Source organism: Pseudomonas sp. AM14(2022), from assembly GCF_036346455.1.
GTDB lineage: Bacteria > Pseudomonadota > Gammaproteobacteria > Pseudomonadales > Pseudomonadaceae > Aquipseudomonas > Aquipseudomonas putida_A.
Window position 1 is genome coordinate 41,677 of sequence record NZ_JAOTNY010000007.1, and the last position, 24,860, is coordinate 66,536.

At 60.1% G+C, this 24,860-nt stretch carries 17 protein-coding genes; 15 read left to right on the forward strand and 2 right to left on the reverse strand.

Annotation, left to right across the window (positions count from 1 at the left end):
- Positions 1-51 precede the first annotated feature (51 nt).
- From V3W27_RS15455 to V3W27_RS15470, 4 genes are all read left to right on the forward strand, one after another.
- Positions 52-1,401 (forward strand): APC family permease, encoded by a 1,350-nt coding sequence (locus tag V3W27_RS15455; protein ID WP_183780776.1) that lies wholly within the window; start codon positions 52-54, stop codon positions 1,399-1,401.
- A 119-nt stretch (positions 1,402-1,520) separates the two neighbouring features.
- On the forward strand, positions 1,521-2,537 hold the full coding sequence (locus V3W27_RS15460) for an arginine N-succinyltransferase (RefSeq protein WP_330206983.1): 1,017 nt from the start codon (positions 1,521-1,523) through the stop codon (positions 2,535-2,537).
- Between the two features lie 61 nt (positions 2,538-2,598).
- Positions 2,599-3,633 carry an arginine N-succinyltransferase gene (gene astA / locus V3W27_RS15465; protein ID WP_330206984.1) on the forward strand — a complete coding sequence of 345 codons (1,035 nt, stop codon included), beginning with the start codon at positions 2,599-2,601 and terminating at the stop codon, positions 3,631-3,633.
- A 185-nt stretch (positions 3,634-3,818) separates the two neighbouring features.
- A complete protein-coding gene (locus tag V3W27_RS15470; RefSeq protein WP_007968750.1) occupies positions 3,819-4,688 on the forward strand; it encodes an isocitrate lyase/PEP mutase family protein in 870 nt (289 codons plus the stop codon).
- 553 nt (positions 4,689-5,241) lie between these two features.
- Here V3W27_RS15470 and V3W27_RS15475 read toward each other — a convergent pair.
- Together V3W27_RS15475 and V3W27_RS15480 are read right to left on the reverse strand one after the other, a co-directional pair.
- Positions 5,242-6,477 (reverse strand): M20/M25/M40 family metallo-hydrolase, encoded by a 1,236-nt coding sequence (locus tag V3W27_RS15475; RefSeq protein WP_027611634.1) that lies wholly within the window; start codon positions 6,475-6,477, stop codon positions 5,242-5,244.
- A 126-nt stretch (positions 6,478-6,603) separates the two neighbouring features.
- The gene (locus tag V3W27_RS15480) at positions 6,604-7,677 is read right to left on the reverse strand and encodes a diguanylate cyclase (RefSeq protein WP_096796510.1); all 1,074 of its coding nucleotides are present in this window, start codon (positions 7,675-7,677) and stop codon (positions 6,604-6,606) included.
- Between the two features lie 190 nt (positions 7,678-7,867).
- Between V3W27_RS15480 and V3W27_RS15485 the strand changes: the two genes are divergently transcribed.
- From V3W27_RS15485 to V3W27_RS15535, 11 genes are all read left to right on the forward strand, one after another.
- Complete coding sequence (locus V3W27_RS15485; RefSeq protein ID WP_330206985.1) at positions 7,868-9,319, forward strand: flavin-containing monooxygenase; 1,452 nt, start codon at positions 7,868-7,870, stop codon at positions 9,317-9,319.
- Positions 9,320-9,340: 21 nt separating this feature from the next.
- On the forward strand, positions 9,341-10,267 hold the full coding sequence (locus V3W27_RS15490; RefSeq protein ID WP_330206986.1) for an alpha/beta fold hydrolase: 927 nt from the start codon (positions 9,341-9,343) through the stop codon (positions 10,265-10,267).
- Positions 10,268-10,451: 184 nt separating this feature from the next.
- Complete coding sequence (glcD, locus tag V3W27_RS15495) at positions 10,452-11,951, forward strand: glycolate oxidase subunit GlcD (RefSeq protein WP_330206987.1); 1,500 nt, start codon at positions 10,452-10,454, stop codon at positions 11,949-11,951.
- Complete coding sequence (gene glcE, locus V3W27_RS15500; protein ID WP_330206988.1) at positions 11,951-13,000, forward strand: glycolate oxidase subunit GlcE; 1,050 nt, start codon at positions 11,951-11,953, stop codon at positions 12,998-13,000. Before glcD ends, glcE begins: the two co-directional genes overlap by 1 nt.
- 2 nt (positions 13,001-13,002) lie before the next feature.
- Positions 13,003-14,223: a glycolate oxidase subunit GlcF gene (glcF, locus tag V3W27_RS15505; protein ID WP_330206989.1), complete on the forward strand. Its 1,221-nt coding sequence runs from the start codon at positions 13,003-13,005 to the stop codon at positions 14,221-14,223.
- An 88-nt stretch (positions 14,224-14,311) separates the two neighbouring features.
- On the forward strand, positions 14,312-15,700 hold the full coding sequence (gene hglS / locus V3W27_RS15510; protein ID WP_330206990.1) for a 2-oxoadipate dioxygenase/decarboxylase HglS: 1,389 nt from the start codon (positions 14,312-14,314) through the stop codon (positions 15,698-15,700).
- Between the two features lie 455 nt (positions 15,701-16,155).
- Positions 16,156-16,671 (forward strand): Hcp family type VI secretion system effector, encoded by a 516-nt coding sequence (locus V3W27_RS15515; protein WP_003226246.1) that lies wholly within the window; start codon positions 16,156-16,158, stop codon positions 16,669-16,671.
- Positions 16,672-16,806: 135 nt separating this feature from the next.
- Positions 16,807-18,849: a type VI secretion system Vgr family protein gene (gene tssI / locus V3W27_RS15520; protein ID WP_330206991.1), complete on the forward strand. Its 2,043-nt coding sequence runs from the start codon at positions 16,807-16,809 to the stop codon at positions 18,847-18,849.
- Entirely contained in the window at positions 18,839-19,582 is a 744-nt protein-coding gene (locus V3W27_RS15525; protein ID WP_330206992.1) for a DUF4123 domain-containing protein, read from the forward strand. Before tssI ends, V3W27_RS15525 begins: the two co-directional genes overlap by 11 nt.
- Complete coding sequence (locus V3W27_RS15530; protein ID WP_330206993.1) at positions 19,579-24,504, forward strand: RHS repeat-associated core domain-containing protein; 4,926 nt, start codon at positions 19,579-19,581, stop codon at positions 24,502-24,504. Before V3W27_RS15525 ends, V3W27_RS15530 begins: the two co-directional genes overlap by 4 nt.
- On the forward strand, positions 24,501-24,848 hold the full coding sequence (locus tag V3W27_RS15535; RefSeq protein WP_330206994.1) for a hypothetical protein: 348 nt from the start codon (positions 24,501-24,503) through the stop codon (positions 24,846-24,848). Before V3W27_RS15530 ends, V3W27_RS15535 begins: the two co-directional genes overlap by 4 nt.
- Positions 24,849-24,860 lie beyond the last annotated feature (12 nt).

A 24,860-nucleotide genomic window follows, 5' to 3' on the forward strand; every position in this document is an offset into this window, starting at 1 on the left:
GATCGACATAACAACTAAAACGCTGGATAGGCTGACAAGGAGTTGCGCTTCATGGAAATAGAAGAGTTCGGCTACAAACAGGAGTTGAAACGTAGCCTGACACTGACCGACCTGGTGGTGTACGGGATGATCTTCATGATCCCCATCGCCCCCTTCGGCGTGTATGGCTACGTGAATGCCGAGGCGCCCGGAATGGTGCCGCTGGCCTACATCATCGGCATGGTCGCGATGCTGTTCACCGCGCTGAGCTACGGCAGCATGGCCAAGGCGTTTCCGATCGCCGGTTCGGTGTATTCCTACGCACAACGCGGCCTCAATCAACACGTCGGTTTCATCGCCGGCTGGCTGATGCTGCTCGACTACCTGCTGATTCCACCGCTGCTGTACGTCTACGCGGCGATGGCCCTCAACCATCTGTACCCGGACATTCCGAAGGTCGGCTTCATTCTGGCGTTTCTGGTCAGCGCGACATTCGTCAACCTGCGCGGCATCACCTTCACCGCACGGATGAACATCATCTTCCTGCTGGCACAGCTGGTGGTGTTGGGGATTTTCCTGTTCTATGCCTGGAACGCTTTGCACAACGGTGGCGGCAACGGCGAGCTGACCCTGGCGCCGCTGTATCACCCGGAAACGTTCAATTTCGCCCTGCTGATGCAAGCGGTGTCGATTGCCGTGCTGTCGTTCCTTGGCTTCGATGCGATCTCGACCCTCGCCGAAGAAATCAAAGGCGATCCGGGCCGCAGCGTCGGCCGCGCAGCGTTGATCACGCTGGTGGTGATGGGCGTGATTTTCGTCGTACAGACCTGGATCGCCACCGATCTGGCCGCCGGCATGGGCTTCAAGTCCGCCGACACCGCGTTCTATGAAATCGCCGAAATCGCCGCTGGCAGCTGGCTGGCCACCCTGACCGGGGTGGCGACCGCGCTGGCCTGGGGTGTCGCAGTAGCGATCACCTCGCAAGCGGCAGTGTCGCGCCTGCTGTTCGGCATGGCCCGCGATGGCAAGTTGCCAAAAGTCCTGGCCAAGGTGCACCCGAAGCACAACACCCCGTACCTGAGCATTTATCTGGTGGCGGTGCTGTCGCTGGTGATCTGCTACCTGTTCATCAATTCGGTCGACACCCTGACCTCGCTGGTCAACTTCGGTGCCCTCAGCGGTTTCATGCTGCTGCACCTGACAGTGATCAACTACTACTGGCGTCGGCAGAAGTCCGGTCAGGTCGTACGCCATCTGATCTGCCCGGTGATCGGCTTCATCATCGTCGCCGCCATCATGTACAACATGGGCGTCGATGCGCAGAAACTCGGGCTGATCTGGATTGCGCTGGGTCTGGTGTACCTGTTCTTCCTGAACAAGCTCGGCGCCAGCACAGCGCTGCCTGACCCGAGCAATGGCTGACAAGAAAAAGAGCGGCGTCTGACATCAAATCAGGCGACCGCCGCTTTAAAGCGTGGCAACCGACAGTGATAGTCAGGTTCGGTGGGGATCACCGGACCCTTTGATACAGGAGTGCATCCATGCTGGTCTTACGCCCAGTCGAGACAACCGACCTGACGCAATTGCAGCAGCTGGCCCGCGACAGCCTGGTCGGCGTCACGTCGCTGCCTGACGACAGCGAACGCCTGCGCGAAAAAATCGCCGGCTCCTGTGCCTCGTTCGACAACGACATTCAGGCGCAAGGCCCGGAGAACTACTTCTTCGTGCTGGAAGACCTCGACACTCAACGGCTGGTCGGTTGCTCGGAGATCCTCGCCACGGCCGGTTTCAACGAACCGTTCTACAGCTTGCGCAATCGCCACTTCACCAGTGCTTCGCGGGAACTGAACATCGAGCACGGGGTGCCGGCGTTGTCACTGTGTCACGACCTCAGCGGACACACGCTATTGCGCGGGTTTCACATCGACAACGCACTGGTGCGCAGCGCCTTTTCCGAATTGCTGTCGCGGGCACGCCTGCTGTTCATCGCCGCTCACGCACAACGCTTTGCCGATGCGGTGATCACCGAGATCGTCGGCTATAGCGATGAGAACGGTCATTCGCCGTTCTGGGACGCACTGGGCAAACACTTCTTCGACCTGCCCTACGTCGAGGCCGAACGCCTGTGCGGTCTGCAAAGCCGCACGTTTCTCGCCGAACTGATGCCGCAATACCCGATTTACGTACCGATGCTGCCTCCGGCAGCGCAGGAATGCATCGGCCGGATTCACCCGGACGGCCAGGAAGCGTTCGACATCCTCGAACGCGAAGGCTTTGAAACCAACAGCTACATCGACCTGTTCGACGCCGGTCCGACCCTGTATGCGCGCACCGCGAACATCCGTTCTATCGCCCACAGCAAGACAGCCAGCGTGCGCGAGCAGGCGCAGATCGACGCCCGCGGCCATTACCTGCTGAGCAACGACGCGCTGCACGGTTTCCGGGCCATCGTCGCCGAACTGGATTACCAGCCCGATCAACCGCTGTCGCTGACGCCGGCCCTGTGCGCGGCGCTGAAGGTCACCGATGGCTGCACGATCAGGCTGACCGCCCTGTGAACCGCGCCCGGTTGCATACCCAACGACAGTGCCCGAACCGGCGCGTACAAGGAGTTACCGCATGATCGTCCGTCCGGTCAAAGTCAGCGACCTGCCAGCACTGATGACTCTGGTTCAACAGGCCGGCCCGGGGTTCACCACCCTCCCGGCCAATGAGGATCGCCTCGCCCACCGGGTGCGTTGGGCCCAGCGCGCGTTTTCCGGACAAGTGGAACGGGCCGACGCCGATTATCTGTTCGTGCTTGAAGATGACGACCTGCGGGTGGTCGGCGTCAGCGCCCTGACCGGCGCGGTAGGCCTGCGCGAGCCGTGGTACAACTACCGAGTCGGCCTGACCGTGAGTTCGGCACCGGATCTGGGCATTTCGCGGCAGATCCCCACACTGTTTCTCAATAACGAGCTGACCGGCCAGTCGGAACTGTGTTCGCTGTTCCTTCAGCATGAGCAACGCCATGGCAACAATGGCCGGCTGCTGTCGCTCGGGCGGCTGCTGTTCGTGGCCGAATTTCCGCAACTGTTTGGCGAGAGGATGATCGCCGAACTGCGTGGCAGTGCCGATGAACTCGGCTGCTCGCCGTTCTGGGACAGTCTGGGCCGGCACTTCTTCCAGATGGACTTCAGCCATGCCGACCACTTATCGGGTCTGGGCAACAAGTCGTTCATCGCCGAACTGATGCCGCGCCAGCCGTTGTACACCTGCATGCTTACCGAACAGGCACAGGCGGCCATCGGCCAGGCGCATCCCAATACCGAGCCCGCGCTGAAGATCCTGCGCGAAGAAGGATTTGTGCATAAGGGCTACATCGACATCTTCGACGGTGGCCCGGTGATCGAAGCACCGATCAGCAACATTCGTACCGTGCGCGACAGCCTGGCGCTGACCCTGAGTCTCGGCACGCCGGACGATCAGGCACCGTTGTGGCTGATCCACAACCGGCGCCTGGAGAACTGCCGCATCACCGTGGCCCCCGGTCGTCTGGTCGGCAATACCCTGGTGGTCGATCGCCTCACCGCAAAGCGCCTGCAACTGCAACCGGGCAATTCGGTGCGCGCCGTGCTGCTGCCGAGGCAACAGCAACAGGCGGTAGCGGCCTGATCTGCGGTTTAGCCAGTGAAAATCCGCTGACTGCCGATGAAACCTTTCAGCCGCTGGATCCTTCATCAACGCCTCACTCGCAAATTCGTCATGAACCTTGACCCATTCGCGTGATAGCCTTTTCATTCTTCGGCGTTGACACCTTTGCTCAAGCCGTTCCATTCCTTTGTATTGGTGGAACTCGTATGACCAGGCTTTCCCATCAAGATTTGCGCCGTAACTTCCGTCAATTGCTGGCTTCCGACACCTGCTACCACACCGCCTCGGTGTTCGACCCGATGTCCGCGCGCATTGCCGCAGACCTGGGTTTTGAAGTGGGGATCCTCGGCGGCTCCGTGGCCTCGTTGCAGGTGCTGGGCGCCCCCGACTTTGCCCTGATCACCCTCAGCGAGTTCGCCGAACAGGCCACCCGCATCGGCCGCGTTGCCCAGTTGCCAGTGATCGCCGACGCCGACCACGGTTACGGCAACGCCCTCAACGTGATGCGCACCATCGTCGAACTGGAACGCGCCGGCGTCGCCGCCCTGACCATCGAAGACACCCTGCTGCCGGCGCAATTCGGCCGTAAGTCCACCGACCTGATCTCGGTCGCCGAAGGCGTCGGCAAGATCCGCGCGGCGCTGGAAGCCCGGGTCGATTCGGAAATGGCAATCATCGCCCGCACCAATGCCGGGATTCTGCCGAATCAGGAAATCATCAGCCGCACCAAGCAGTATCAGGCCGCCGGTGCCGACGGCATCTGCATGGTCGGGGTGCAGGACTTCGATCAGCTCGAGCAAATCGCCGAACACCTGACGGTCCCGCTGATGCTGGTGACCTACGGCAACCCGGCGCTGCGCGACGACAAGCGCCTGGCCGAACTCGGGGTGCGCGTGACCATCGACGGCCACGGCGCCTACTTCGCCGCGATCAAGGCGACCTACGACAGCCTGCGCGAACAACGCCAGATCTTCACCCAGGCCTCGGACCTGAGCGCCACCGAGCTGACGCACACCTATACCCAGCCTGAGGATTACATTCTGTGGGCGAAGGAATACATGAGCGTCAAGGAATAAGCTGCGGTCAGGACTGGCCTCTTCGCGAGCAGGCTCGCTCCCACAGTGGATCTTCAGTGAACACAGCATGGGTGTTGAACACAGATCCCATGTAGGAGTGAGCCTGCTCGCGATGACGTCGGCACATTCAACACCCATTTAGCCTGACCCGCCGCCTTCGCGAGCAAGCCCGCTCCCACAGTGGATCTTCAGTGAACACAGCATGGGTGTTCGGCACAAATCCCATGTAGGAGTGAGCCTGCTCGCGATGACGTCGGCACATTCAACACCCATTTAGCCTGACCCGCCGCCTTCGCGAGCAAGCCCGCTCCCACAGTGGATCTTTCAGTGAACACCGCTTTGGTGTTGAACACGGATCCCATGTAGGAGTGAGCCTGCTCGCGATGACGTCGGCACATTCAACACCCATTTAGCCTGGCCCGCCGCCTTCGCGAGCAAGCCCGCTCCCGCAGTGGATCTTCAGTGAACACAGCATTGGTGTTCGGCACAGATCCATTGTGGGAGCGGGCTTGCTCGCGAAGGCGTCAGTTGCAGCTCCGCCAATCCGAGGGAGTCAGCGCTTGGCCAATTCCATGATCATCCGCGACAACAGATAAATCCGCGGCGCCACGCTCGCCACTTCGGCGTATTCCTCAGGCGTATGAATATTGCCGCCGACAATCCCGAAACCGTCCAGCGTCGGTGTGCCCACGCCGGCGGACAGGCTGGCATCCGCCGCGCCACCACTGCCCTCTTCGGTCAGCTTGCGGCCGATCTCGCCGTAAATCCCTTGCGCCATGGCCATCAAGCGATCCGACTCTGCCGTCTGCGGCATCGGTGGCAGTCCGCGTTTGAGGCTGGTGGTGACTTCGGTTTCAGCGATCAGCTTGTCCTGCGACACTCGCGCCAGGTCTTTCTCGATCCGGTCGAACTCTTCCGGCACCGCCGCACGCACGTCAGCCTTGGCGGTGGCGTGATCCGGGATCACGTTGGTGCGATCACCGGCCTGGAGCACGGTGAAGTTGATGGTGGTTTTCTTCGCTTCGTCGCCGAGTTTGCCCAGTTGCAGAATCTGGTGCGCCGCTTCCATCGCCGCGTTCCGCCCCAGTTCCGGCGCGACTCCGGCATGTGCCGCCTTACCCTTGACCTCGACCAGCGCGGTCGCGCTGCCTTTGCGCCACACCACCAGACCATCGGCCGGACGCCCCGGTTCGAGGTTGAGGGTCACGTCGTGAGCCTTGGCGGTTTTCTTGATCAGGTCGGTGGCGACGTCGGAGCCGGTTTCCTCGCTGGCGTCGAGCAGGAAGGTGATTTGCGCATAGTCCTTGAAGTCGAGGTTCTTCAGAATTTTCAGCGCGTAGATCCCGGCGACGATGCCGCCCTTGTCGTCCATCACCCCCGGCCCGTAGGCGCGGCCGTCCTTGATGTGGAACGGGCGCTCGGCGGCGGAGCCTTCCTTGAACACCGTGTCCATGTGCGCCATCAAGAGGATTTTCGCCTTGCCGGTGCCCTTGAAGGTCGCCAACACGTGGTTGGATTTTTCCGGGGTATTGGGCACCAGTTCGATGGTGGCGCCGAGCTTCTTCAGCTCATCGATGGCGATCTCGCTGACTTGTTTCAGGCCCGGTTCATAACCGGAACCGGAGTCGATGTTGACCAGCCGTTCCAGCAGTTTCAGGGCTTCGGGCTGATACTGCTCGGCATCCGCCAGCACTTGCTTGTGCGGTTCGGCGAAGGCGCTGGCGGAGCTGAGGACGAGGGACAGGCCGAGGCTGGCGGCCAGCAGCGAGCGGGAAAATGAGAACGTCATGAATCGATCCTTGTTTCGCGTCGGGGGGAATTGAACCGTACCTGACATCGACGCAAGGCTCTATACCGGATGCGACATCTCTGCGGCCGACACCGAACACCTGTAGGAGGAAATTGTGCTGGGCAGTCAGACCGAATCGAGCAGTTCCTGCTTCGGCAGATCATCACTGTTGCAGATCACCCGATTGCGCCCGCTCGCCTTGGCCTCGTACAGCGCCTGATCCGCATCATTGAGCCAACGGGTCGCGTCGCCGTGTGCTGGTTCGTAAGCCGCCAGACCAATGCTCAGACTGACCTTGAGCGCCGGGTTCTGCTCGTAACCCAGGGTGGCGAAACGCTCGCGCAAGGCTTCCATGGCCTGCGCGGCATTGAACAGCGGCAGGTCAGGCAGGATCACGCAAAACTCGTCGCCGCCATAGCGCCCGGCGACGTCCGCAGCGCGCAGGTTCTGCTTGAGCATTTTGCTCAACTGGCGCAGCACGATGTCACCCGCCACATGCCCGTAGGTGTCGTTGATCGCCTTGAAGTGATCGATGTCGATCAACGCGATCGCTGCGCCCTGCTGCTGCCGGCGGCAACGTTGAAAGGCGATTTCCAGTTGATCCTTCCACGCGCCGTGATTGAGCAGTCCGGTGAGGCTGTCGGTGCGACTCAGGGCCAGTAGCTCACGCTTGTGCAGGCCCAGCGTGTAGGCTTGGCGAAAGCAGATCCAGCCCAGTGCCAGCGGGTACAGCATCAGCAACGGCAGGCAGGCATAAAGCTGCAGAGGCGAAGTTTGCGGGATGAACGCCGGGGCGAAAACCACCAGGCCGACGCCGATACCGAGGATCTGCGCCGCCAGGCCTGCGGCGAGAAAACGTAATCCGCCGATGGCGACGTTATTCATCGCCATCATCGAAATGGTGGTGGCACTGGGCAGCGGATTGAACTGCATGGCGGCGACCCAGAAGCCGCCCATAAAGGCATCAACCAACAGATTGCGGTGTTCCGCATGGTAAGGAACGCTGGCACGACGGGCCCATTGAAACGCCAGGTGCGGCCAGAGCAGGCCATTGAACAGCATCAACGCCCAGACCCACAGCGGCGGGTCTAGCGGGTACATCGCCGCGCTCACGCACAACAGCCCCAGCACCAGCCCGAGGGTTCGCGATGTATAAAGCCTCCTGGCCAATGAAAGTCCCTTTCCCCCCTTGTTTCGCATAAGGGCCTCGACCACTCAACGGAACCTGCGCACACCGTCAGACGGATGTGCTGGAAGTCTAACAGGCAGCCGTTAAATAGCTATCACCGGCCAGCCGCTGAATACCGCGCCATCGCCGTCGCGCACAGGGCAAATTTTTAGCTATACCTGAAAGGACGAAAACGGAAAAACGACTATAAGAAGGAGGCCCATGCAGACCTACCGAGTGTTGATCATCGGCAGCGGATTTGGCGGCCAATGTGCGGCGGTTAACTTGCTCAAGGCCGGAATCGACGATTTTCGCTTGCTGGAAAGAAGGGACTTCTTCGGCGGCACATGGTGCCAGAACACCTACCCCGGTGCGGCGGTGGATGTGCCGTCGCCGCTTTATTCGTTGTCGTTCGCGCCATTTCCCTGGACACAGATGTTCGCCGCCCAGGCCGAATTGCATCACTACACCGAACACGTCATCGAGCGCTTCGGCCTGCGCGAGCGCGTGGAGCTGCAAACCAACGTCGAACGCATCGAATGGGACGATGCCGAACAGCGCTGGGCGGTGCACACCAGCAAAGGGATTTTCTACGCGCAGTTCGTGATCAACGCCTCCGGGCCGTTGAGCCAACCGGTGATCCCGCCCTTCCCCGGCCAGGATCGCTTTGAAGGCAAGACTTTTCATACCAACAATTGGGATCACAGCTACGACTACCGCGGTAAACGCGTGGCCATCGTCGGCAGCGGCGCCAGTGCCGCCCAGGTGATTCCGGCGATTGCCGCCGAAGTCGAGCAATTGCACGTATTCCAGCGCACGCCACATTGGGTGCTGCCGCGCGCCGATCGCACATTCGGGCCTTTCCAGCGTTGGCTGCTGGGGGTGAAACCGGCTTACAAGCTGCTGCGCTGGCTGCTCTACTGGCAATTCGAAACCCGGGTCATCGCCTTCAAATATTCGAAACCGGCGATTCACCTGGTCCAGCGCCAGGCCCTGCGCTTTCTCAAGCAACAGGTGCCGGACCCAATATTGCGCGCAAAACTCACACCGGACTTCACCATCGGTTGCAAGCGCATCCTGCTGTCCAGCACCTATTACCCGGCGCTGACCCGGCCCAATGTCACGTTGCACAGCCGCGAACAAGGCATCGCCTCGCTCGCTGAAACCGGGATCACCACCACGGACGGCCAGCACATCGATGTCGATCTGATTATCTGGTCGACCGGCTACGACGCCACCGACGGCGTGGTCTCCTATCCGGTGACCGGCAGGCACGGCGTGCAACTCAAGGATGTCTGGGCGCAGTACCCGCGCGCCTACCTGGGCACCAGCCTGCCGGACTTTCCCAACCTGTTTATCGTCACCGGCCCGAACACCGGCATCGGGCATACCTCGGCGCTGTTCATCATCGAAGCGCAGATGAATTACATCCTCGACTGCATCCACACGCTGCAGTCAAAAGGCCTGCGCAGCATCGAAGTGCGCCCCGCAGCGGAACGTACCTACACTGCAATGATCCACCGTGAGATGGAACGCACGGTGTGGAAGTCCGGCGGCTGTCACAGTTGGTATCAGAGCAAGAGCGGTCATGTGATCGCGATATTTCCGGGCTTCAGTTTCAGCTACTACCGGTTGACCCGGACGCTGAAACCGGCTGACCACATTCTGTCCTGAACACGTAAAAGGAAGACGTCGATGCTTGTGCTGTTTGTCGCTCTCGCGGTTTTCGTGGCCTGGAGCTGGTTGAGTTACCCGGCGGTCGGGCATTGGTTGTACGACCTCAGCACGGCGCTCGAGGCCAAGTTGTACAAGTTGCACAAAATCGAGGTGCCGATTGCCGAAATGACCGTCTCGACCTGGCAGGGTGGTCCCTATGAAGCAGCCAGCGCGATCCTGATGCTGCACGGCTACAGCGCCGAGAAGAATCTGTGGCTGCGCTTCGCCAGGCATTTTGTCCGCCAGTACCGGGTGATCATTCCGGACATCGCCGGTCATGGGGAAACCGGGTTCAAGGCCGGTGGCGGCTACGACATTGCGCTGCAGGCCAAGCGCATGATCCAGCTGCTGGACGTGTGCGGCGTGGAGAAAGTCCACGTGATCGGCAACTCGATGGGTGGCTACATCGCGGCATGGCTGGCAGCAACTTACCCGGAGCGGATCGCCTCGGTGGCGCTGATCGACCCGGCCGGCGTCACTGCACCGCAGGCCAGCGACATGGAGCGCCACCTCGCCCGTGGGCATAACCCGTTCCTGATCAACTCCCGGGAAGAGTTCCGCCAGTTTTATGCGATGACCATGGCCTCGCCGCCGTGGGTGCCCGGGCTGGTGCTGGACGCCATCGCCCAGCGATACGAACGCCAGCGTGATGAACTGGAAGAGATCTTCCGCGACTTTCGCGCCAGCCCACCCATGGAGCCGAAACTGGCCGAGATCAAATGCCCGGCGCTGCTGCTGTGGGGGCGCAAGGACCGCTTGATCGACGTCAGCAGCGTGCCGGTGTGGAGCAAGGGCATCGCCAATCTGCGGGTCGAAGTGTGGGACGGTGTCGGACACATGCCGATGGTTGAACAACCGGGGAACACCGCACGGTTGTATCGGGAGTTTCTGGGAAACCAGCGATGAAACCCACCGCTGGCACTGTGGCGAGGGAGCTTGCTCCCGCTGGGGCGCGAAGCGGCCCTGCTCCAGCGCATGCGACTAGCCTGCCCCGCCACAGTATCGATCTCAGGTCTGCTGCGCAGCCCGGCGGGAGCAAGCTCCCTCGCCACAAAAAGCCCTCTTGGCGATAAAGATTCGGAAGGTCGAAATGAACATTCTCTACGACGAACGCCTCGATGGCCCGCTACCGGAGGTGAACAAGGCCGAGTTGCTGAAAACCCTGCAGCGCGCCCTCCCGGATCTCGACCTGCTCTGGCGCGAAGACGAACTCAAACCGTACGAGTGCGATGGTCTCTCCGCCTACCGCACCACGCCGATGCTGGTCGCCCTGCCCCGACGGCTCGATCAGGTGCAGGCCCTGCTCAAGCTCTGCCATCAACACAACGTGCCGGTGGTTGCCCGGGGTGCTGGCACCGGGTTGTCGGGCGGTGCGCTGCCGCTGGAAAAAGGCCTGCTGCTGGTGATGGCGCGTTTCAACAATATTCTGCACATCGACCCGGCGGCCCGTACCGCGCGGGTTCAGCCCGGGGTGCGCAATCTGGCGATTTCCCAGGCGGCCGCGCCATTCGGCCTGTATTACGCGCCGGATCCGTCGTCGCAGATCGCCTGCTCGATCGGCGGTAACGTCGCGGAAAACGCCGGTGGCGTGCATTGCCTCAAGTACGGCCTGACCGTGCACAACCTGCTGAAAATCGAAGTGCTGACCATCGAGGGCGAACGTCTGACGCTGGGCAGCGAGGCCCTCGACTCGCCGGGTTTCGATTTGCTGGCGCTGTTTACCGGCTCCGAAGGCTTGCTGGGGATCATCACCGAAGTCACGGTCAAATTGCTGCCCAAACCGCAGGTCGCCAAAGTCTTGCTGGCCAGTTTCGACTCGGTGGAAAAGGCTGGCCGCGCCGTGGCCGATATCATTGCCGCAGGGATCATTCCCGGGGGCCTGGAAATGATGGACAACCTGGCGATCCGCGCCGCTGAAGACTTCATTCACGCCGGTTACCCGGTTGATGCCGAGGCGATTCTGTTGTGCGAACTCGATGGCGTCGAAGCCGATGTCCACGACGATTGCCTGCGGGTGCGCGAGGTCATGCTCGAGGCCGGCGCCAGCGAAGTGCGGCAGGCCCGCGATGAAGCCGAGCGCGTGCGCTTCTGGGCCGGGCGCAAAAACGCCTTTCCGGCGATTGGCCGCTTGTCGCCGGATTACTACTGCATGGACGGCACCATCCCGCGCCGCGAATTGCCCGGCGTGTTGCACGGCATCGCCCGCCTCGGCGCCGAATACGGCTTGCGCGTGGCCAACGTGTTTCATGCCGGCGACGGCAACATGCACCCGCTGATTCTGTTCGACGCCAACCAGCCCGGCGAACTGCATCGCGCCGAAGCGTTAGGCGGGAAGATTCTCGAACTGTGCGTGCAGGTTGGCGGCAGCATCACCGGTGAACACGGGGTCGGCCGCGAGAAAATCAATCAGATGTGCGCGCAGTTCAACAGCGCTGAGCTGACCCTGTTCCACGCGATAAAAGCCGCGTTCGACCCGCAAGGCTTGCTCAACCCCGGCAAGAACATCCCCACCCTGCACCGCTGCGCCGAATTCGGCGCGATGCACATTCATGCCGGACAACTGCCATTCCCCGAACTGGAGCGTTTCTGATGGCTGATTTCGACGCCAGCAGCGCGCTGCTCGATCAGGTCAACCAGGCCCGGGCCAACGCCACGCCGCTGAAGATTCAGGGCGGCAACAGCAAGGCGTTTCTCGGCCGCGAAGTGGCCGGTGAAGTGCTCGACGTCCGCGCGCATCGCGGCATCGTGCGCTATGAACCGACGGAACTGGTGGTCAGCGTGCGCGCCGGCACGCCGTTGCGCGAGTTGCTCGCGGCGCTCGACGCGGCCGGGCAGATGCTGCCCTGTGAGCCGCCGGCCTTCGGCGACAGCGCCACGGTGGGCGGGATGATTGCCAGCGGACTGTCCGGGCCACGGCGGCCATGGTCAGGTTCGGTACGCGATTTTGTCCTCGGCACCCGGGTTATCACCGGCCTCGGCGAGCACCTGCGCTTCGGTGGCGAGGTGATGAAAAACGTCGCCGGCTACGACCTCTCGCGCCTGTTGACCGGGAGTTTCGGCTGCCTCGGCGTGCTGACCGAAGTTTCGCTGAAAGTCCTGCCGAAACCGCGCCAGTGCCTGAGTATCCGCCTCGATATCGATTGCGCGCGGGCGCTGACCAGACTGGCCGAGTGGAGCCAGCAACCGTTGCCGATCAGCGGCGCCTGCCATGACGGGCAAAGCCTGTATCTGCGCCTTGAGGGCGGCGAAGGCTCGGTTACCGCCGCGCATCAACGGCTCGGCGGCGAGCCCCTGAGTTCAACGTTCTGGCGCGACTTGAACGAGCAACGCCTGAGCTTTTTCGACGAAGGCCTGCCGCTGTGGCGCCTGTCGCTGCCGAACAATCTCGGGCCGCAGGACTTGCCCGGCCAGCAGTTGCTCGACTGGGCCGGCGCGCAACGCTGGCTGAAATCCGATCACCAACACATTCAGATTCTCGCCCAGGAACTCGGCGGGCACGCCACCTGCTTTACCCATGGTGCCAGCGACACGCCGTTCCAGCCGCTAGTCCCGACGCTCATGCGTTATCACCGGCAACTCAAGGCGCAACTCGACCCGCAAGGGCTGTTCAACCCCGGCCGGATGTACGCGGAGTTCTAGCCATGCAAACCACCCTCAGCGAAGAGTCCCGACAACTGCCGCGCGCGGCCGAGGCGGAAAAAATCCTCCGTACCTGCGTGCATTGCGGTTTTTGCAACGCCACCTGCCCGACTTATCAGTTACTCGGCGATGAGCTTGACGGGCCGCGCGGGCGCATCTATCTGATCAAGCAAGTGCTTGAAGGCGCTCCCGCTACCGAGCAGACACAACTGCATCTGGATCGCTGCCTGTCCTGCCGCAACTGCGAAACCACCTGCCCTTCCGGTGTCGACTATCACAACCTGCTGGATATCGGACGGGCGGTGGTCGATCAGGCGGTGCCGCGCTCAGCCGCCCAGCGCTTGTTACGCGAGGGTCTGCGCGCACTGGCGCCGAACCCCGGGGTGTTCAAGGGCTTGTTGCGGGTCGGCACGACGTTCCGGCCTTTGCTGCCGCGCCTGTTCGAAAGCAAATTGCCCCAGCGCTCGCCAGCGTCTGGCACACGCCCTGCTCCGCGCCATGCGCGGCGGGTGTTGTTGCTCGAAGGCTGTGTGCAACCGGGCCTGTCGCCGAACACCAATGATGCGACGGCGCGGGTGCTCGATCGGTTGGGGATCAGCGTGACGCCGGTGGCCGAGGCCGGTTGCTGCGGCGCGCTGGACTATCACCTCGACGCCCAGGCCAAGGGCCTCGACCGCGCGCGGCAGAACATCGACGCGTGGTGGCCGCACCTGGAAAACGGCGCGGAAGCCATCGTGCAGACGGCCAGCGGTTGCGGCGCGTTCATCAAGGATTACGGGCATTTGCTGGCACAGGATCCGCGCTACGCCGACAAGGCGCGGCAGATCAGCGAACGGACGCTGGATCTGGTACAGATCCTGGCCCGGGAGCCCCTGGAGAAACTGTGCGCCGCCAGCCAACGCCGGATCGCCGTGCATTGCCCCTGCACCTTGCAACACGCGCTGAAACTCGGCGGCGCGGTAGAGACACTGTTGACCCGGCTGGGCTTCAACCTCACGGCGGTGCCGGACGGGCATTTGTGCTGTGGTTCGGCCGGCACCTATTCGTTGACGCAACCGACCCTTGCCCGGCAACTGCGCGACAACCGCCTCAACGCCTTGGAAAGCGATCGCCCGGACTTGATCGTCACCTCCAACATCGGTTGTCAGAATCATCTGGCCGGCGCCGGGCGCACGCAGGTTATGCACTGGATCGAACTGGTGGATCAGTCGTTGGCAGAATGAAGTTCGTAGGATTCTTCGTTTGCCGCCGCCGGCGAAGGCTGCGATCTTTTCCTCCATCCAAACCGTGACCGTGGCAGGAATTTTTTTCATGACCGTGCAGCCTTTCGTCAGCCCCGACCTGATCCGCCAACGCTTCTCCAAAGCGATGTCCGACATGTACCGCGAAGAAGTGCCGTTGTACGGCGCGCTGATGGAACTGGTGGAACAGACCAATCGCGAAGTGCTGGCGGCTCAGCCGGACATCGCACGGCAGCTCGACAGCACCGGTGAAATCCAACGGCTGGACATGGAGCGCCACGGCGCCATCCGCGTCGGCACGGCCAAAGAGCTGGCGACCCTCGCCCGGCTGTTCGCGGTGATGGGCATGCAACCGGTGGGTTATTACGACTTGACCCCGGCGGGTGTGCCGGTGCACTCCACGGCGTTTCGCGCGGTGCATGAAGCGGCGCTGCAGGTCAGTCCGTTTCGGGTGTTCACTTCGTTGCTGCGTCTGGAACTGATCGAGAATCCCGAGCTGCGCGCGTTTGCCGAATCGGTACTGAATCAGCGATCGATCTTTACCCCTGCTGTATTGCACCTGATCGAGCAGGCTGAGTCAGCGGGTGGGCTGAATGAGCCTGAAGCGGAGGAATTTGTCCTGCAGGCCCTGGAGACCTTTCGCTGGCATCACAGCGCAACCGTCACCGCCGCGCAGTATCAGACCCTTAGCGCCCAGCACCGTCTGATCGCCGATGTGGTGGCGTTCAAAGGCCCGCATATCAATCACCTGACCCCGCGCACGCTGGACATCGACAGGGTTCAGGCGCAAATGCCGGTGCACGGCATCACCCCGAAAGCGGTAATCGAAGGGCCGCCGCGTCGGCACTGCCCCATCCTGCTGCGCCAGACCAGTTTCAAAGCGCTGGATGAGCCGATCACTTTCACCGACCAGCACAACACCCGTGGCAGCCACAGCGCGCGCTTCGGCGAGATCGAACAACGCGGCGCGGCGCTGACGCCCAAGGGCCGGGCGCTGTATGACCGCCTGTTGAATGCCGCCCGCGATGAACTCGGTGACTTCCCCAACGAAGGCAACGCCGCACGCTATAACGAGCTGATGACTCAGCACTTTGGCGAATTTCCTGACAGCATCGAAGGCATGCGCGAACAGGAGCTGACGTATTTTCGCTACTTCCCTACCGAAAAAGGCCTGACAGCGGGTAGCCTAACGTCCGCATCGCTGGAGGAGTTGCTCCGCGAGGGTCATGTGAAAGCTGAACCCTTGGTGTACGAAGATTTCCTGCCGGTTAGTGCGGCGGGGATTTTTCAGTCGAACCTTGGGGATGCTGCGCAGACGCACTATGGCGAACATTCCAACCGCCAGGCATTCGAGCAAGCGCTGGGGCGTGCGACCATTGATGAGCTGGAGTTGTATGCCCAGACGCAGCGGCGTTCGATTGAGGAGTGTGCCCAGGCTTTGGGCCTGAAACCGCTCTGACTGTGGCGAGGGAGCTTGCTCCCGCTGGGCTGCGAAGCGGCCCTCGTTTTAGGAGCGCTGCGCACTCCAGCGGGAGCAAGCTCCCTCGCCACAGAATCAAATGTTGCCTCTAGCGCAACCGTGACAACAAGACGCAACGCTCGACGCTGGCCCTTGGCCTTACTGCGCAACTTCTTGCGCACTTGTTCGCCAAAAAAACCTGATCATCTCGCTGCAGGCCTTGACTGGCCTGGCTTACAGCCAAGTGCGCAACTTCTTGCGCAGTACTGCGCAAGAAGTTGCGCACTTTCCATCTCAATTCAGCAAAAAACATCGGCCAAACCGCAGGCTAGAGCCACTCCACCCCCGGCTACCGGGGCCTTCGACAAACCTGGCACGCTCCTTGATAACAGTCAGGCACCCACCGGGCGATTCCGCCCCGGGCACCCTAAATTTATCCGCAAGGAGAGCACCCCATGGCAACACCAGCGTACATGTCGGTTACCGGCGAAAAACAAGGCCTGATCACTGCCGGCGCCTTCACCGCCGACTCCGTTGGCAACACCTACCAGGAAGGCCACGAAGACCAGGTCATGGTTCAGGCTTTCAGCCACGACGTGATCATCCCGCGTGACCCACAATCCGGTCAGCCAACCGGTCAGCGCGTTCACAAGCCAGTGATCATCACCAAGGTCTACGACAAGGCTTCGCCTCTGCTGCAAGCGGCTCTGACCTCCGGCGAGCGCATGAGCGAAATCGTTATCCAGTGGTACCGTACTTCGGCTCAAGGTACTCAAGAGCACTACTACACCACCAAACTGGAAGACGCGATCATCGTCGCCATCAACAACAAAATGCACAACTGCCAGGATCCAGGCAACTCGCACTTCACCCACCTGGAAGAAGTGCAGTTCACCTACCGTAAAATCACCTGGACCCACGAAGTATCCGGTACTTCGGGTTCCGATGACTGGCGTGCTCCAGTCGTTTAATTACGGCTGATCGTTACAAGCATCGACCAGCCCTGCTGGTCGATGTTGTTTACGCCCCTCCAGAATTTCGCGTACGTTGAGCCGCTTTTTTTGCGGCCGTCGACGAGCGCCGCTGTACAGCACGAGGAACAAGGGATGTTCGCGCCGGCCAATGAAACCCACTTTGCCCTGACCATCGAAGGGCTCTCCGCCGATTTTCAGGTATTTACCCTGACCGGCCGGGAAGCCATCAGCCAGCCTTTTGTCTTTGAGGTGGAGCTGGTCAGTGAGCAGCCGTCGCTGGACCTCGAAACCCTGCTGCACAAACCGGCCTTTCTGCAGCTGTCGCCCGATGGCAGCGGCATCCACGGCCAGATCTACCGCGCCGCTCAGGGCGATTCCGGCAAGCGCCTGACGCGCTATTCGGTGACCCTGCGCCCGCAACTGTCGTACCTGGCGCACCGCGTCAACCAACGGATTTTCCAGAACCTCACGGTGCCGAAAATCATCGGCATGGTTCTCGAAGAGCACGGCATTCAAAGCAACGCCTACGAATTCAAGACCGGTTCGATCTATCCCGAGCGCATCTACTGCGTGCAATACGATGAATCGGACCTGCATTTCATCCAGCGCCTGTGCGAGGAAGAAGGTATTCACTACCACTTCCAGCACAGCGCCACGGCGCACAAGCTGGTGTTCGGCGATGACCAGACGGTGTTCCCGAAACTCCAGCCAGTGGCCTACCAGCAAGACTCCGGCATGGTCGCCAGCAACCCGGTGATCAAGCGTTTCGACCTGCGCCTGGAGACCCGCACCAGCCGCACCACGCGCCGCGATTACGATTTCGAAAAACCGCGCCTGACCCTGGAAAGCGAAAACCGTGGCGACGCCCTGCCCGACCTCGAAGACTACGACTACCCGGGCCGCTTCATCGACCGCGAGCGCGGCAAGCATCTGGCCAAACGCGCCCTCGAACGTCACCGCAGCGACTTCCAGCTCGCCGAAGGCAAGAGCGATCAACCGCTGCTGGTCAGCGGTCATTTCCTTGCCCTGACTGAACACCCGAAAGCCAAATGGAATGACCTGTGGCTGCTCACCGAAGTCCTCCACGAAGGCAAGCAGCCGCAAGTGCTGGAAGAATCGGTGACCAGCGACACCACTGCCCTCAAAGACGATTTCCATCAGGGCTATCGCAACCGCTTTCAGGCGACCCCGTGGGACGTGCCCAACCGCCCACCGCTGCGCCACCGGAAACCGCGCATCCTCGGCAGCCAGAGCGCCGTGGTCACCGGCCCCAAAGGTGAAGAGATCCACTGCGACCAGTACGGTCGCGTCAAAGTGCAATTCCACTGGGACCGCGAAGGCCAGGCCGACGACAAGACCAGTTGCTGGCTGCGCGTCTCCAGCGCCTGGGCCGGCGCCCAGTACGGCGGCATCGCCATCCCGCGCATCGGCATGGAAGTGCTGGTGACCTTCCTTGAAGGCGACCCCGATCAGCCACTGATCAGCGGCTGCCTGTACCACAAAGAAAACACCGTCCCGTACGATCTGCCGGCGAACAAGACCCGCAGCACCTTCAAGACCCTGAGTTCGATGGGTGGCGGTGGCTACAACGAACTGCGCATCGAAGACAAGAAAGGCCAGGAACAGATCTTCCTCCACGCCCAGCGCGACTGGGACGAGAACATCGAGCACGACCAGAAGATCCGCGTCGGCAACGAACGCCACGACACCGTCGAGCAGAACAGCTACACGGAATTCAAAGCCGAAGAACACCACACCGTCTACGCCGACCGCAAAGTCGAAGCCCGCGCCAACGACCACCTGACCGTGGGCGTCAACCAGCACATCAAGATCGGCACCGGCCAGTTCATTGATGCCGGTCAGGAAATCCACCTCAGCAGCGGCATGAAAGTCGTGCTCGAAGCCGGCGCCGAGCTGACCCTGGTCGGCGGCGGCAGCTTCATCAAGATCGACGCCGGCGGCGTGACCATGAGCGGCCCGACGATCAACATCAACTCCGGCGGCAGCCCCGGCAGCGGCACCGGCGCCGCCCCGCTGATGCCCGGCGTGCTGAAACAGGCCGACGCCGACAAGGCCGGCCAGGTCCTGACCCCGGCCCAGATCAACACCCTAAAACGCAACGCGCCGTTCTGCGAAGAATGCGAAAAATGCAAGGCAGGTGCCTGTGCCATCTGATCGACTGACACCCAAGGACTGGCTGGCACAACAGCCGCTGCAAACCGGCGAGCGCCTGTACCTGATCATCAGCGCAGCAAGCGATGCCGACGCGCTGAAAACCCTGTACCTGACCGAACCCACCGCCCAGCTCCTGCCAATCTGGGGCGGCACGCCCTACTCCACTTGGCAACCGGTGATGCCCTACGTCACCGAACTCAAACCGAACTCGGCATTCCTGCCGTGGATCGCCGAAACCGACGCGCTCGATTGGGGTTGGCTGGCCGTCTCACGCGCCGAACCGAACGAGGTGTTCGAGCACCTGCGCAGCCTGACGCAGGTGAAGATGCCCGACGGGACCGAGGTGTTCTTCCGCTTTTGGGATGGGCGGCATATCTACCCGATTCTGAAGGGGCTTGGGGAGAAGGCTGGGGAAGTACTGCCGATGTTTGAACGGTATCTGATTAATGGGCAGACGCTGGAGGTTGGGACGCGGGTGTTGCCGAAGGTGAAGGATTGGCCGTGGTGGGAAGTGCCGAAGGATTTGCTGGATGGTTTGATGGCCGAAAATCCGTCGACAATTATTGGCAACATGATGCAGTGGTTGCTGGATGAACATGCCGATCTGTACTTCTCATTCCCCGAATCGAACCTGAAGCAAAAAGTGGCGCGCTTTGTAAAACGGACGCCGCTCACGGAAGAAAATTTTACCGGCCTGCTGAAGGCCCATCTGGAAAGTGAGGTGGTTGTATGAGCGTTTTGATGGGTGGGATCGTTGGCGGCCTCACAGCAAAGCAACCTGATGCTCAGGCAATCATCGCCGACTTCAAGAAGTGCCTGAAGGATTACCGCGAACACGCGGAAGCCTGGTATGGCGGCATTCTGGATGCCGAGCAGCAGTTCAAGGTCGGGGACGAAGTCGGCACGGCAGACAAGGACAGCAAAAAGGAAAATACCCTTTATGCCAACTGCCCGGCGAACGGCAAGCTGGTACTAGTGCATAGCTTCGAATCCGCACGCTTTGTCCCGATTGGTAATACGCCGGTACGCCTGACGCCGGTAGTGGATGGCCGCTTCATTGGCAAGAACGAAGTCGGTCCGACCATCAACAAAACCATCGACTCGACGGGGATTCTGGAAGTCTCCGGACTTACTCCGAATCAGCAGTACAAGATTACGTTCTTCCCAAATCCCACGCCTGCCCAGATCGACAGCCTGTTCAACTCCTATCAGGGAGTGATTGGTGAATTGGGCGGATGGCTGCAAACCGAGTGGAGCACCAGTTTCCTGCCGCTGTGGCAAGCGCATACCGATGCATCGCTGGGCGGCCGTGCCCTGCAAGAACTAGAAGCAGCGTGGGAAGGTTTTCTCAAAGCGATCATGGGTTTGTGGGGCGATATCAAAAGCCTCTATGACCTCGTTGCACACCCCCGCGAAAACTACGAAAAACTGAAAAATTTCTTCACTGAAGAACAGATCAAGAAGATTTATGACGCCTCGTCAGAGGCAATCCACACGGCCCTGTTGATCGCCAGCGACGAACCGCTGATGTGGATCTACGTCGCTGCCATCGTGGCATGGATAAAAATGCTGCCGCCACAGACCTGCACAGAAGTGCTGGCGCAGATGAGCACAGAATTTTTGCTGAACATTCTGGTCGGTGTGGTTCTGACGGGTGGTCTGGGCCTGGCCGTGCGTATCGGTACAAAAGCAATCAAAGGTGTACAGAGCAGCGGTAAGGTCATAAAACTGATTGAAGACTTTACCGGCATGCTGATGAAGGTCAGCAAGTCCAAAGCGACGCCGCATACCGAGGCGTCGAAGCCGTTATTGCTTAATGGTGATTCGAAGTTCAATCCGGCACGCAAGGCAGATGTTCAGATTGCGTCGCCTAAACCTGCCGAAACCGCCACAGCGCCGAAGAACAAGCCACCGGTGAGCGGTGGAAAAGTGGAATCTGATGCGCAGATTCAGGCCCGTAAAAAAGATGAGCCGGCTTCGCGTGTCGAACAGGTAGAACCCGTCGACAACGCGCCAAAACAGTCGAAAAACCCGGCTGAAGAACCTGCGCAATGCGTCGACAAAACCTGCTCCAACGGCGAACCCGTGTCGATGGTGACCGGTGAAGAATTGCTCACGCTGACTGATGGCGAACTGGGTGGTCTACTGCCATTCGAGTGGACTCGCCTTTATCGCAGCAGTGCGGTGGAAATCGACAGCCGCCTCGGCCATGGCTGGAGCCATTCACTCTCTCATCGCCTGCTGGTAGACGATGAAGGCGTGCTCTGGACCGACAATGAGAACCGCCAGACCCGTTTCCCGATGCCGACCGAGCAGCGTCCGGCCATCACCAACAGCCTTGCCCAGGCAGCGATCTTCCTGGGGGACACTCCCGGAGAGTTGGTCCTTACCCAGGCCGGCCCCAAAACTCGCTTCTACCATTTCCGAGCTGGCCGCCTGACTACCATCAGCGACGCTTACGAAAATCGATTGCACATCAGTTACGACTTCGTTGACCGCATCCAGCGTATCGATAACGGCGCAGGCCGTGCCCTATTACTGCGTTACGACGACCGACACATTGTGGCCGTCGATCAGCAGCAACAGCGCCCGGAATACAACGAGCGTGGTGAGCGCCAGGATCCATGGCTGACGATTCAGACGCTCGTCACCTACCGGTACAACGCACGCAATCAACTTGTTTCTTCCACAAATGCAGCCGGTGAAACCGAGCACTACCGGTACAACGATCAGCACGTCATCCTCGAACGGCAAATGGCCGGCGGCGCCAGCTTCTTCTGGGAATGGGAACGTGAAGGCAAACATTCCCGTTGCGTCCGCCACTGGGCCAATTACGCGCAAATGGAAGCGCGGTACGAGTGGGACGACAAAGGTTCGGTGACCGTCTACAACGCCGATGGCAGTGAGCTGGTCTATGTGCATGACGAAAATGCACGCCTGGTCAGCGAGACCGCGCCCGATGGCGGCGAAACGCAAAATGCCTACGACGATCAGGGAAGGCTGGTCGCCGTAAAAGATCCAATGGGCGCGATCACTGAGTATCAGTACAGCGAAGCTGGGCGCTTAATCGCCGTTATCCCGCCAGAAGGTGTACCGACCCGTTACAACTACTTCAACGGTCAACTCATTGATGTACAGCGCGGCAAAGCGCGCTGGAAATATGAGCGTAATCGCCAGGGTGATATCACCCAACAAACCGACCCGGACGGCAACGAAACCTACTACAGCTATGACCGTCAGGGTCGATTGCTGGAAATTCGTCATCCCGACGGTAGCCGTCATCAGTTGGGCTGGAACAACCTCGGTCAGTTGCTGGAAGAACGCCTGCCGGACGGCGGTCAACGCAAGTACCGTTACGATGCTCTTGGCCGACAAATCACTCGTCAGGACGAATTTGGCGCGATTACTCAATATCAATGGGACGCCGCTGATCGCCTGACCCAAGTAACCCTGCCCGGCGGTGCCACTCGCGCTTTCACCTATAACCCGTATGGCCGGGTCACTGCTGAACGCGACGAACTCGGGCGTATCACCCGCTACGAATACGCCGAGAACCTGCACCTAGTCAGCCGCCGCATCAATCCGGACGGCAGCCAACTGCGCTACCGCTACGACAACTCGCGACTCAATCTCACCGAGATCGAAAACGAACGCGGTGAACGCTATCAGCTCGATTACTACTCGAACGGCCTGATCCAACAGGAAACTGGCTTCGATGGCCGTCGTACTGCCTACGAGTACGATCTCAACGGTCAGTTGCTGAAGAAAACCGAGTTGGGCGATGACGGCAGCGAGCTGATTACCGAATATCAACGCGATGCTGCCGGCCGACTGCTGGTGAAAACCCTGGCCGACGGCGAAGAGATTCATTACAGCTACGACGCTTTGGGTCGTCTGGTGAATGTCGACGACGGCCACTGGCCGCTCGCCTATGAATACGACGTGCAGGATCGCCTGATCACCGAACACCAGGGCTGGGGCACCACGCGTTACGAGTACGACAGCGTTGGCCAACTGAGTCACTGCCGTCTCCCTGACGGCAGTACACTCGACTACCGTCACCTGTCCGGCGGACGCCTGAGCAGCATCGACCTCAACGGCTCACGCCTGACCAGCCATCAGTTCAGCGCCGGTCGTGAACAACAGCGTCAACAAGGCCTGCTGCTCAGCCAATATCAATACGACGAACAAGGCCGCCTGCAAGCCCATACAGTCGGCCAGCGTGATAAAAACCTGTTCCAGCGACGCTACAACTACGATGCCAACGGCAACCTCGCCGGTATCGATGACAGCCGCAAAGGCAAGCGCAGCTACCACTACGACCCGCTCGACCGACTCATCAGCGTGCGCGGCGCCACACCGGAAAGCTTCGCTCACGACCCGGCGGGTAACCTGCTGGGTCAGAACAACGAAGGCACAGCGAACCTCGCCAACGTCAAAGGCAACCGTCTGCTGATGCAGGGTGATCGCCACTACGACTACGATGCCTACGGCAACCTGATCCGCGAACGCCGTGGCGCCGGCCAGAAACTCGTTACCGAATACCGCTACGACTGCCAGCATCGCCTAATCGGCGTAAGCCTGCCGGGTGGGAGCACCGCGTCCTACAAATACGACGCCTTCGGCCGACGCATCGAAAAAACCGTTGACGGTCACACTACCGAGTTCTTGTGGCAAGGCGAACGATTGATCGCGGAAAGCGCCGAAAACCGCTACCGCAGCTACATCTACGAACCCGGTAGCTTCCGCCCACTGGCGATGCTCGATGGCGAAGGCCCACGTAAGGCCACGCCGTTTTACTACCAACTCGATCACCTCGGCACACCGCAGGAACTCACTGATTACAGCGGCGAAATCATGTGGTCGGCGAAGTACCGCGCGTACGGTAACCTCGCTGCGCTGGACGTCAGCGAGATTGACAACCCGCTGCGCTTCCAAGGTCAGTATTTCGATGCCGAGACAGGGTTACATTACAACCGGCACCGCTACTACAATCCGGGGACTGGACGGTTTTTGACGCCGGATCCGATCAAGCTTGCTGGGGGGTTGAATAACTACCAGTATGTGCCTAACCCTACCGGATGGGTGGATCCGCTGGGGCTGAACGGGTGTCCAGGTAGTAACGGAGGGACATCAACTGAAGATGTTAATAACCCTACTAAAAAAGCCGCAGTTAACGACGGAGAACCCAATGCGCCAACAATGTCTCGTGCTGAACGACAAGCTAGGATTCATGAGCTGACAGAGGCAATAGCTTATAAAGAACTAAAATCAATGGAAGATCTTTCGCCAAGATATCACTTCCTTGAAAAACACGGTGCGCAAACTACCACTCAGTCGCAGATGGAACGTGCTGCTACTGGAAAAAACCCGACCACCGGCGTAGTAGAAACATATCCAAACGGTAAGACAATCACTCCAAACTCAACAAGATACACCAGTCACAAAGCGCAGCTGACAGCTATAAAACGTGCAATGCGAATATATAAAAATACTGGAAACAAGGCATTGGCTGAGCGTCCCATGAGCATGGGCGGCATAATCGGAGAGGGATACAAAAAGGGCGGAACAAAGTACAAACAACAAACTAAAGCCGTTACAATTCTGGACACTAACGGCCTACCAAAAACATCATTTCCAAAGTATGAAAAATGAAACTTGAACCCAGCCTCGACATACTACCTTCACTGTTATTTCCTATTGACGTAAACAGCGAGCAAGATGACACCACAGCAACATTTATAGCGAACATAGACACAAACAGTGAAGAAGAACTAGTCAAACTATTTGACGCGCTCATTGAGCCAGAATTCAAATGCCGTATAGCGAGTGAACAGCAGTGGTATATCGACACACTCACCTTTTATCTAAATAAAAATGAAAAATTTAACCGAGTATTCTCGGATATCACCACATATCTTGCTGAGGAACCAGCTGATAAGCGCCAATTCATGTCAGTTCTTCTAAACTGCCTAAAAAAATACAAAGAAAAAAATTGACGAAAAAACTGG